The organism is Arhodomonas sp. AD133, from assembly GCF_051195215.1.
GTDB lineage: Bacteria > Pseudomonadota > Gammaproteobacteria > Nitrococcales > Nitrococcaceae > Arhodomonas.
This window is the reverse complement of record NZ_JBNAZM010000079.1, coordinates 1-11,467: the sequence shown is the minus strand read 5'-3', so window position 1 is coordinate 11,467 and position 11,467 is coordinate 1. Positions and strand designations below refer to the sequence as shown.

Below are 11,467 nucleotides of genomic sequence, written 5' to 3'. Positions count from 1 at the left end.
TCGACCATCACTGGAGCGTTTACATTTCATACCAGCAATTCTACCAGAAAATGACATTACTTTCTAAAAGATTAGTACTGCTGCCGATGCTGGAGCATTTGGGGCAGGAGCGACTGCAGCAGTTGAAACGTCTCACCGAAGTGCTCACGGACATTCAGCACCGGCCTTTCTCATGACGATCCAACCCATCAGATCGCATGATTGTCCGTACCAACCCATGATGAACCGGAACACGGCTATCCGCGTCTCGCTCGGGTCGCGGAAAAGGCGCCGACCGTGGGAGTCGCGCTCAGGCATCGACCCGACCCAACCAAAGGAAGGCAGCGGACCATTCCTCGGCCGATCACCGGCAGCAGCAACCATGACGACCGGATCATCGTCACGCACCCATCAGTAGCGCCGTCAACAAAGCCGAACCGTATAGCCCGACGCCGAAGACGGCGTGGGTCACAAGGCTGCGCAGACGCGCCACCGGCGGATTCGGTGTCTTCGAAGCGGCGATACCGGCCCCCATGCCGGGTTGCATGACGAGAAAGGGCGCGGCCACCGTGAAAACGCCGAAAACCAGGGACGGAAGCAGCGTGGGCTGTCGCGCCCAGCCGATTCCCGAAACCGCCACCAGCGCCGCTGCAAAGACGACCCCGGTAACATAGTGAGCAGCCCATCCGATGATTCGCTCTCCGCGGACGGCAGATGCCGCGGCAATGCGCTCGTGGAAAAACCGCCCCTGCGGCAGATGCCCGAGCCAGCGTCCCACCATGGCCCAGTCGAGCGACGGTATCCCGAAACACCGCTTGAGCAGCACCGCCCAGGCGTCCATCACAACCGTTGCACCGACGCCGATCAGGATCACGCGCATCGTGATTGCCAGTTCATCGTTCATCGGTCACTACTACTTCATTGGTTGTGGACCGCATGAATCCGCCGGAACTCGATCCTGTTGGAACGTATCGCCAGCGATGCTGAAACGACGGATCGAACGGTGTTATGCACGCGCACGGATCGTCCAGCAGGCCGCCGTGAACCGCACTTCAGCGCCGTGTATGTAGGGTTCGAAGGCAGGGCGAACCGTCTCGATGACCCTGGCACGGTCTTTCTCGTCCACGCCGCGCAGCGCACGACCAACCGGCCCCAAGCGGGACACATACAAGTCCAGCTCCGAAGCCGGAAAGGCGCAGGACACATCGATCGGCGCCACATCGATTGCCTGCCAACCGCCCCGCGTCAGAATGTCCTGAACTCGGGCATGATCCGCGAACGCGAACTGCCCGGGTTCGTTCGGCACACGCCTGGAAACGCCTGGCAGGAGCGGTTCGGCCGCTCGCTCGGCGGTGGTCATGAAGGGATTTTCCGCAGGGCTTCGCCACGCTATACAGCAAAGCCCGGTACCCGCCGAGGCGGCCCGGCGCAGGTTCACAAAGGCGGCGACCGGATCGTCGAAGAACATGATCCCGAAGCGGGAAATGATCATGTCGACGGATTCGGGTTCAAATTCGTACGTTTGCGCATCGGCGCGAAGGAAGCGTGCCGGCACACCTTCACGCGCCGCGCGGGCGCGTGCGGCATCGATCATCGCCCCGGAAAGATCGATGCCGACGCAATCGCCGGCCGCTCCCAGCCGTCGCGCCGCGGCCATCGTTGTCGCACCGGTTCCACAGCCGACGTCCAGCACGCAGCTCGCGGAGGTCTCCGGGACCGCGTCGGCCAGTAGTCTTTCGAGCGGCGCGAAAGCCCTATCGAGCAGGGACTGGGCGACGACCCAGGCCTCACCGCCCGCACCATTCCAGATCTCGCTCTGATCCGTCGTCTTGTCCCCACAACTATCCATCGTGCTCACCCTTCGACTTGCCATTTGGAACCGTGCTCGGCACTCTGGCACTTCAAGTCAACTTGAAGTCAAGGCATGAACGAGCTGGACATTGCCGAAGTCGCCCGGCGAGCGGGTGTACCGCCCTCGACTCTGCGCTACTACGAGGAACGCGGCCTGATATGCTCCATCGGCCGGCGCGGACTACGCCGCCAGTTCGACCCCAGCGTTCTGGAGCGTCTGGGATTGATCGCGCTGGGTCGCTCCGCCGGCTTCTCTCTCGATGAAATCGCGGAGATGTTCGGACCCGACGGGGAACCGCAGATCAACCGGGACCGGCTCGCCGCCAAAGCCAACGAGCTCGACAGGACAATCAGCAAGCTGGGCGCCATGCGTGATGGCCTACGGCACGCCGCTGCCTGCCCCGCGCCGACTCACATGGACTGCCCCACATTCCGTCGCCTCCTGCGGGCCGCCAGCTCAGGCTCGTTCCGTCCACGTCTCCCCACAAAGACGTCGAAGCCTCGATGAGCTCCGAGGTATCCGATTTGCCAAGCTCTGGAATAACCCGCTTCAGCGCCGGGGATTCAACCAGCGCCTCAATATTCGCGAAACGGCATGTGCTGCAGTCGGATTGACAGATTTCTTATCGCATCGCATCCGGCGCCGACCGGTCGATAAGCCCTTGCTTCTGCAATTCGGATAGAATACCCCCCTTGACCGCTCAAAATGCCGTGCCAACTCTTCCACGGGCATACCACTCTCGAAATGTCGGGCGAGCTCTTCTTTCAGATCATCCGTCCAAGGCAACCCGGTATTCCTGGGGCGTCCGGCCGCTATCGGGCGTATTGCCGACTGTGCTCGTCCAATATGCATATACCAAGTCGTTTGTGGGATACAATAACCAGCTCAGAGCGGAAGCAGTCTTCGCCCACCGGCAACGACCGACCATGGCACCCGGCACGCAGTCAGAGCAATAGGCGAACACACGTGGCATTACGCCATCCCACCCTGCCGGTCAGAAGGATACTGCATGAACATATGGTATCCATTGATGGGCAAAAGCGGGTCACGGAAAAGTTTCGGAAAATGGCGTCCGATCCCTAAGCCCCGACAATTAATCGTCTCTTGGTTCGACTAACTCGAAATGCTCGACAAAATGACCTTGACGCCTGCGCGATCCGTGCCCTGACAACTAATCCGATCACAGGTAGTGCCACATGTCAGCGAGGCTGTCGGGCGTTCTCGCAAGGCGCGAGGCGCGTGGTGTAGCAAGCGCTACATGAGCGACGAGCAACGCCGTGAGAGCGCCCGACAGCCTCGCCCGAAGGGAGCGCTTGTGCGTCCCGTCAGCGATGTGCCGTGCAGTGTATCGTCCAACATGGATTAGTGTGCCCGACCTTGCTTGATCATTCATGCAGAGAGCGACATTCCGTGTGCTGTATATCCCGATACGGCAGTACGACGATTCCGCCTGACGCCAGTGTTGTATGGATGGAAAGCGTTGACCATCGACGATTGGACACGCAGACACGACCCGCCGACGCCGTGCCTGCGTGGTCCACCAGGCTAGTTCCGGCTATCCGGTACCGGCTCGCCACGAGGTTCTTCGTTCAGGAGCCGCTCAACCCGCTCGGCCCGCTGCGTGTACTCCTGGTAGGCGGGGACCGCGATCGCAGCCAGAATCCCGACGACAGCCACCGACGACATACCGCCGCCTGCATAGAAGTACTCGCCCGGATGGCCGCCAAAGCGCAGTTCCGCGCCCAGGGTGCGGTCCTTCAGGAACACGTGAGCCAGAAGGCGTGTCTCTTTAGGGAACGGCAGTTCGTCGAATGACGGAAACTGGCGTAGGTCAATGGGGGTTTCGACCACGTCGCCCATGGATTCCAGTGCGCTCAGGTATATCTTGTAGTTGGTCTGGGCGACATCCTCTACGTCACCGGCAACGAACAGGAGCTGCTCGTCCACGGAGACATCGGTATCGGTCACCCAGTCGTTCAGCGACTGATCGGCGCCTTCGGCTGCGTCAATAACCTGGGGCACACTCGCGAAACGACGATACTCGGCGTTTTCCTGCGCCCAGGCACTGAATATCGGCATGCCCAGAGTGGCGGAATCGACCAGCTCACCCATTGCGTCGGCCCCTACCACATAACGGAAAGGTCCCTTTCCGTCATCGAACTGCTTCTCCAACGGGTACTGCGCCAAGGCATTGTTGCTCGCCTGCATGTCCGCGGGAACCTGCACAACGTGGTAACCCGACTCATCCGAAATCAGCCACCAACGACCACTGAATACCTCCAGTGTGTTCTCCTGATCGGAACTCATCGGCGGCGGGGTTTGCCCCACGAAGAATTCACTCCAGTCCGTCAGGACATCCTTCGTCGGCAACACGACGCCGGCGGCCACGTCCGGTTCGCCCGCCGTCGAGATGGTCGGCATGGGGGTTGTATTCGGCGAAGCGGGCACCTTGCCTTCGCGGAACGTAATCCGTTTGGCGATACGGCCATAACCTCCCGCGGCACCAAACCCGACAGCAGCCTGTTCGACCAACGAGAGAATACGTCGGGCATTCGGCGGAATCTGCTGGTCGGCATTGGGGAGCTTGCCGAGCCACTGCTCCAGACCCTCGGCATCCACCCAGACCATCCCACCCCGGCCCGTTTCATCGATGGCGTGGATGTTGGCCAAAGCACCATGGCCGGGATTTTTGGCGGGTAACGGCCTACTCAGCATATCAGGGGTCACGCCAAGGCCGGCCACCGCTCGAAGTCGGTCCCCGTCCAGTGTGTAATACACACTGGCCACCGCCGCGAGAAATCGGCCGGGATTCTCGTCGGTCATGGGCCGGGCCAGGTTGAATTGGCGGCCTTGCTGGGCAAGGGCTTCGAACAGTTCGTTGACCCTGGCGGCACTCGGGTTTTCCAGCCGTGCGTCCAGCGTGAGCTTGACGTCCATCGGCGAACCGTTTTCCGCGGGCTGTGCGACGACTTCGACAGGACCATCAAGCAAGCCGGCAAGCTTGCCGACAAGCAGATCGCCCTCGACGGCAAACCGCTCGGCTAGCGCCTCTTCGATGCCGTTGCGCAGCTTCTCGACCGTGGCATCCGACGCGTCCGTGGTCAGCGCGGGCGCCATAGACGTCCCCTTGGGCGCCGATAACTGGCCCCAGATATCCGGGATCCGGACGTAGGCGACTGCATCGTCCGGCAGGCGCTGTTCGAGGCGCGCCGGCGACGGCGCCATCTCGAAATCGGCTTGCTCGGCTGTGTCCCCCGGCTTGTCCGCCTGATCGCAAGCGGCAAGCACCCCGGCCATCGCGGCGACGGCCATAATATGTCGTTTCATCTGTCGCTCCATGAGAGTTGTTCTATCCCCAGACGGACACAAAGCCCCCCTGTGCCCGACCGTGTCCAACGCACCGTCCCGGCCCCGACAATGCAGGAAGGCGCGATTTCACGGTTGCCGAAGCGTAGCGGCGCAGTGCAGGGAAGGCAACGCTGCGGCCCGGGAAAACGGTAATTCGTGCCCCTCAGGCCGCTTTTCTCTCTTTCCAGCCTCTGGATTCCTTGTCGGAATGCTTTTCAGTCTCCGTGGTGAACTACCCGACTGGCACCGGGGTAAGCCTGGACCTGACAGTCAAACACGCGACGCTCCGCAGGCAACAAGCTGAATAATTTGACCAGTTCTTCACCAACAGACCGGATATACGACCGCAACCGATTATCCATTGCTATCGATCAACAAGTCCGTCTCTGCCTACTTGCGGGAGGAGTCCATATACATTGTTAGATGATTGGCCACACTGAAGCCCACCCAGCTGAAGAAGACAAACGCAACGACCAAGCTCATGTACTCAAAATAATGTGCATAAAATAACGCCGGGTAATACTTGACTATGATGTACCCTGCGACAGCAACAGAAACGAGCACTGCCCAATAGACGGGTCTGTGCGAAACCAGAACACCGAAAGGGAAACCGAATAGCAAGCCAGCACTACAACCAACGGCAAGCCCCATTAGAAACAAGGGCATAAAGCTCCCCCCCCCCAGCCGGCCATCCATGCGCCACCCAACCAGGTCCCAAGGATGCCACCGACTGCGCCGTATCCGTAGTACAGGATTACTGCGAAGAGGATCGCCAAGCCGGGGTTGTAGAGTTTCCTTATGCGCATTTTCGATATGCCATCTCATCCGGATAGGGCGAGGCCTCACGGCCCCCACTCCTCCCACACCACCGGGCATACGGATCACGTACCACGGCGGTTCAATGACTTGATTCATCCCATTCACCGTGCCGCCAGCACCGGCAGGCCCAGGTTCCGGAAGACACGGGCGGGCAGTGCGTAGGCGAGAGCCGGGCTACGGCTCAGCCGCCACGGGCCGTGTGCCGACTTCGCGGTGTTCCAGGCAAGATCCCTGGAGACACCCCTGTTCCTTAGCTCACGGTAGCGCGCTCTGCCCCATTGCTTCCAGAGGTAACTCCGCAATCACCGCCTGATCCACTTGTCCAGGTCCCGCAGCGGGCTCAGCACCTCGGCGACGCCGAAGTACGCTTTCCAATCAAGCAGGGTCTCTCGCAACGCTGCAATCACCTGGGCAATGCTGTGGCCGCGTGTCCGGCGGCTTTGCCGGCGGAGGTGGTGCTTGAGCCTGGCGATGGCCTGCTGAATGAAACGGTCGAGCGCGGCCGGAATGCCCAGCGGACGTTCTCCGCCTTGCGGCTTCGGAATGACGACCCGTCGAACCGGCTGAGGTCGATAGGTGCCATCAACCAGTCGTCGGCGAACCTCCGGCCAGTGCTCGCGCAGATAGTCCGGGAGCGCATCGACGCTCATGCCGTCGATGCCCGGCGCGCCCTTGTTGCGGCGAACCTGTTTCAGGGCACGGCTGAGGTTGTCCCGGCTCAGCACGCGCGCCATCAACGATCTCAGATGAACGGATTCGGACTCGCTCCGATCTCCAGCATCGGGTTCATCCCCCGGCAATACCAGGGGCAGCTCACGCTGCTTGTCAGATGCATTCCCGCTGCTCTGCACGGAGCCTCCGTCTCCTGTCATTGTTCGGGCCTTCGGCGCCACACACTGGCCCCTACTATGCCCTCGGCTGACTTCTGCCGACCGATCGCCACCGGTTGCCCAGTGCTCAGTCCTCATCCCTGGACAGCCGACAGACCTCCCGGGGTAAGACACAGAACTGTCACCGCGTGGACGCCCGATTTATAAAGCACACCCCGTTCGCAGATGGAGGGCTTCGCTGTCACGTACCAGCTCGCCCCGGGTGTACCACACCTCGTATCGGGTTCCTGTTCGTCGCCCCGCGGCTTTGGATTGGGCTTCCTCCAAACGCCACCTCGCGATGACGCCCTTGCCCTTCTCCTAGCCTTCGGCTCTGCGAACACCTGGCAGGAGGACTTCCACCTCCCTAGCTCTGTGCCATGCCCGGCACACACGCCCAGCATCAGCTGCGGCGCGTAGCGCCGTCAGCTGCATGCTTTTGTTGGGCCACGTATGGCTTGCATTTTGAGGGCTGTGGCACACGTTGCAGCGAAAGCGTATCAACCAAAACGAAAACCGAAAATCCCGCCGTCCTCAGTCGAGTCGGACAGCCGGACATCGAGGGTGTGGTCTTCGACATTGAAACCGTCGGGAACCTCGGTGGGAACGTCGTCCGTGTTAAGGGTCACGATGTACTGGAAGCCGTGCTCCTCAGCGAGCCTCGCACCAAGGGCCAGTGCTGTTCCTACCTGCCTTTCATCCACGCCATCGAACAGGTGGCTGTCGTGAATCAGGAATCCCGGACTCCGCCCCCTTTCGATGCCCAACAGCGTGAGCATCATGTCGAAGCAGAAGATCTGCATGTTGCTGACACCTCGGCTCTTCGCCCCCTGTATTTCGATCTCGAACTCCGGCCCGTTCTCGGTGGGCGTCAGTGTCAGGCTCCCCGCCGCCGTGTCCTCGTACAGGGCCGACGAGATCCGCTGGAAGGTCAAGATGGCCTTCCTCACGACATCCTGCTGCTCGGTGTAGTCCTCACGTAGCCGCTCTTGGAGTCGAGCACGCTCCATCTTGAGCTTGGTTGTGCCAGACTCCAGCGCATCAGCCGTCTCATATTTCTGTCGCAGCGTTTCGAGTTCGACTTCCGCTCTGGTGATCTCGGCTTGGAGTGCGGTGAAGTGGTCCAGTGCGCCACTGGCGTTGAGGATCTGCATGATCTCCCCACGGCGAGCATCGAGCCGTTGCTGCTTCTCGGCCCGCTCTGCGATCCGCTCCTTCGCCGCCGCCACCTCCGTCTGAAGGTACGACCTTCGGTTCTGGACGACGGACTCGTGGAAGCTCTTCACGTCGTCGAAGCGACGTTGCACGAGATCGGGAAGGACGACGCCCGCCTCCTTGTACAACTCCTGGAGGTCGGGCGGCGATGGCGGTGTTTCCTCCTCCATCGCCCGCTCCAAGTCGCTGATGTAGCGGTGGTCCAGCGTGTTCTCGTCGGCGAGGGCGGCAAGGTCCGTCGTTATCCTCGACGCCTCCTGTTCGAGATCGTGGTACTCCTCGACGACAGTGAAGTCGGCCACCTGCTCCTTGAGGCGGTTGACCCTATCTTCAGCGACAAGTACCTGCGTCTTCAGGGTGGAAGCCTTGTCGATGACTTGACCGAGCGAACCGTCCTTCAGACTCTTTTTCAACTCGGCGAGGTTCTTCTCCCTCTCTCGAACCTGTTGCCATTTCAACGGGATCGTCCAGTCGAGTCCGAGCAGGTGCGAGAGGTTGACCTGCTGGTCCGCAGTAGCCTGCTTCTCGCTCTGCTTGACCGGGACCTGCATCCCTCCGCTACGCTCCCGACGGGCGAAGTAGGAGATCATCGACCGGAACGTCGGCGCCCAACTCTCTTGGTAGTCTTCGAGGCCGAACATCAGCGCCCCGAGAACAAGCCGCCAGTTCGTGTTGCTGATCCAGTAGCGGCCGTCTCGGAGCCTTGGCTGCACCGGCCAAGCCGAGAAATCACCCTCGACGGCCAGCGGGCTCGCCTTCGCTCCCCGTCGCTGCACGGTGGTGCGCTCTGCGGCGAGGTCGAATTCCATGCCGAACTCGTAGTTGGCGATAGCGGGCGTCCGGAAGAGCGAGTCTTTGCGAGCGTTGGATCCGAGGAGGAAGTGGACCATCTCCACCATGCTCGACTTGCCAGCACGATTGCGGGTGTGACGCTCCGTGGCCCCCTCGCTCTTCTCGGCGAGCAATATGTTGAGCCCTTCGGTGAACCGAAGCTCCTTGAACGAGGGCAGGTCGCTGTAGAGCCGGTGAATCACGCTTCCCCCTCCGCTCCGAGGGGACCGACCCGGACGACACGTCCGCCGAGGTAGTCTAACGTGCCCATCAGGTAGAGCAGGTCGAGTGCGAGGACGAACCAGTCGAACGTGAGGTCCGGGGGGCCTTCTTCGACTTGGCGCAGGTCACCCCACAGCCGAGAGACGGTCTTCGGCTCGTCGAGGTCTCGAAGGATGAAGGCCCCGATGGACAAGAGCGCCTTGTCGGAGCCGATCCCCTTGGTCGGGAGAATCATGCCGCCCCTCCATCGGTGACTTCCCTCTCGAAGATGTCGCACTCCTCGAAGAAGAATGCCAAAACAGCGAGTGCCGCACTCTGGCGTGCCGGCGACGAAACGCCATCGCCTGTGGCGTGGCGCTGGAGGTGGACGAAGATGTCGTCGGGAGTGAGACCGTCACTACGTACCTCGTCGTAGCGGTGGCGGAAGCTCTCGGCGATCTCGTCCTTCCGCTCCGGCTGCACTCTGAAGTACTTCCTGACTAGATCGACACGGGACATGCCCGCCCTCAACAAGATTGCAACATTTTCCGAGAGCATATTGCGGTCGATCTTGTCGGCCGGAGGTGGTCGCAGGTCGGGGTTCGGGTTCGGCTCCATCGCCGCAATTTGGTCGAGCACGGGCGACAGGCTCTCTAGCCCAAGATCGACCATATCCCGCCTTCGAGGTGCGGAGCCGAAGAGCGACGCCAACTCCGCCGGAGCGAGTTCGAATACGACTCGCCGCAGTTCCTCGAAGCCCCACGGTACAACGGCAGGAGGTCCCGCTCCATTAAGCTCCACGAGCTTGGCGGTCACATCGGGGCCGAGCCCCTGCTTCGAATTGTGCACGAAGATCCATGTGTCGAAGTACTGCTCCCAGTACGGGAGAGCCCCATTGTAGTCCTCGTCGATCTTGGCCAAAGCCTCTTTCGCTGACATGTCATTTGGTGCATAGACCTGAAAGAGCGAGCGCGTGGATCTCACGTAACCGTCGTTCTTACGGTCGCCCACCTTGCCCCATGGCCGGACACGGATGAAGTCGCCCGGGAACCGTTTCTCCATGATCGTGGCGAACCAATCTTGGAACTCGTTCCCCTTTTTCTCCAAGTAGGTGGTTTTGAACTGGAGTTCACGGAAGGCCCGCTCGAAATCATCCATCGGACTGATCCTCCACGTGGTGCGCAAGCACAGACTTGGATTCAAGAATCAAGCGCAACGTTTTTAGTGAATTGTGTGAGCTCCTCGGCCATTCCTTCCTCGGGCGTCTGCCAGCCGAGGGTTTTGCGCGGTCGCTGGTTGAGCAACCGGGCGATGTCGTTGAGCTGCGTCTGGCTGATCTCGCTGAGATCCCGGAATGTGTCAACCTTTTTCCGACAGTGCCGACGTTTTTTCCTAATGAATCATTGTAGGTCGGCATCGGCATACGCGTAGGCACCTCCGCGGGTGGTCTCCAGTAGTTCCTCAGCCGTTTGTGTGATGCCGTCGTCGCCGTTGATACGCACGATCTCCGGCGGGCGTGTAGCGATGGGGCGACCACGCGGATAGCGTTGCGGGTATTTGGTGAAGTAGGCGTCCAGCGCGGCTTGGCGTCGGGCGTGGACGGCCTCGACGCGGCCTTCGAAGACGTCGGCCGGGGTGTAGAAGGCTAGGCCCTCGTGGGGGCGTTGCTTGTAGGCCTCGATGAAGGCACTCATCCACGCCCGAGCGTGGTCGATGCCCTCGAAACGCCGTGGGTAACCGGCGCTGTATTTCACGGTCTTGAAGAACGACTCGCTGTACGGGTTGTCGTTGCTCACACGGGGACGCGAGTAGCTACGGCGCACGCCGTAGAGGTCCAGGAATTCCGCGTAGCTGTAGGCGATCATCGGCGCGCCACGGTCCTGGTGGACCACCAGCTGTCCGGGCTCGATTCTGTGACGCTGAAGCGCTTGGCGAAACAGGTGCTTCGCCAGCGCCGCGTTCTCCTTGCGGGAGATCATCCACGCCACCGGGTAGCGGGCGTAGAGGTCGAGGATCTGGTAGAGGTTCAGATAGACCCGCGGCGTGGTGGTCGGTAGCTTGCTGATATCCCACGTCCACGCCGAATTCGGCTGCTCGGCTGCGACCCGCGGGATGCGGTGACGCTGGGCGGGCCGTTGAGCCCGGCGCTCGACGACCTGGCGATCGGCCCGCAGGAGGCGGTAGATCGTGGACACCGACGCCAGCATCCGTCCGGCGTTGAGCTCATGGGCGTGGATCACGCGAACACTGCGGTCCTGGTTGGCCTCGCTATTCACCAGCGCCTTGATCCGGTCGCGCTCCTCGCCACTCAGCTGACGCGGCTGCACCTGAGGCGCAGGGCGTCGACGGTAGC

General features: G+C 61.3%; 9 protein-coding genes. 1 reads left to right on the top strand and 8 read right to left on the bottom strand.

Annotated elements, in window-relative coordinates; all coding sequences use genetic code 11:
• Positions 1-379 precede the first annotated feature (379 nt).
• Both ACPEES_RS22280 and ACPEES_RS22275 read right to left on the bottom strand, forming a co-directional pair.
• On the bottom strand, positions 380-883 hold the full coding sequence (locus ACPEES_RS22280) for a DUF2938 domain-containing protein (protein WP_435106488.1): 504 nt from the start codon (positions 881-883) through the stop codon (positions 380-382).
• Positions 884-985: 102 nt separating this feature from the next.
• The gene (locus tag ACPEES_RS22275; protein ID WP_435106490.1) at positions 986-1,828 is read right to left on the bottom strand and encodes a class I SAM-dependent methyltransferase; all 843 of its coding nucleotides are present in this window, start codon (positions 1,826-1,828) and stop codon (positions 986-988) included.
• A gap of 75 nt (positions 1,829-1,903) precedes the next feature.
• Here ACPEES_RS22275 and ACPEES_RS22270 point away from each other — a divergent pair, with 75 nt between their 5' ends.
• A complete protein-coding gene (locus ACPEES_RS22270) occupies positions 1,904-2,338 on the top strand; it encodes a helix-turn-helix domain-containing protein (protein ID WP_435106486.1) in 435 nt (144 codons plus the stop codon).
• Positions 2,339-3,376: 1,038 nt separating this feature from the next.
• On the opposite strand, the gene ACPEES_RS22265 is transcribed toward ACPEES_RS22270, so the two are convergent.
• From ACPEES_RS22265 to ACPEES_RS22240, 6 genes are all read right to left on the bottom strand, one after another.
• On the bottom strand, positions 3,377-5,158 hold the full coding sequence (locus ACPEES_RS22265) for a hypothetical protein (RefSeq protein ID WP_435106492.1): 1,782 nt from the start codon (positions 5,156-5,158) through the stop codon (positions 3,377-3,379).
• Positions 5,159-6,300: 1,142 nt separating this feature from the next.
• Positions 6,301-6,849 (bottom strand): group II intron maturase-specific domain-containing protein, encoded by a 549-nt coding sequence (locus tag ACPEES_RS22260; RefSeq protein WP_435106484.1) that lies wholly within the window; start codon positions 6,847-6,849, stop codon positions 6,301-6,303.
• A 518-nt stretch (positions 6,850-7,367) separates the two neighbouring features.
• Entirely contained in the window at positions 7,368-9,116 is a 1,749-nt protein-coding gene (locus ACPEES_RS22255; protein WP_435106482.1) for an ABC-three component system protein, read from the bottom strand.
• On the bottom strand, positions 9,113-9,370 hold the full coding sequence (locus ACPEES_RS22250; protein WP_435106480.1) for an ABC-three component system middle component 6: 258 nt from the start codon (positions 9,368-9,370) through the stop codon (positions 9,113-9,115). The genes ACPEES_RS22255 and ACPEES_RS22250 overlap by 4 nt, the downstream gene beginning before the upstream one ends.
• Complete coding sequence (locus ACPEES_RS22245) at positions 9,367-10,272, bottom strand: ABC-three component system protein (RefSeq protein ID WP_435106478.1); 906 nt, start codon at positions 10,270-10,272, stop codon at positions 9,367-9,369. Before ACPEES_RS22245 ends, ACPEES_RS22250 begins: the two co-directional genes overlap by 4 nt.
• Positions 10,273-10,514: 242 nt before the next feature.
• Positions 10,515-11,467: transposase (locus ACPEES_RS22240; protein ID WP_435106476.1), on the bottom strand; the 953-nt coding region annotated here is incomplete at its 5' end.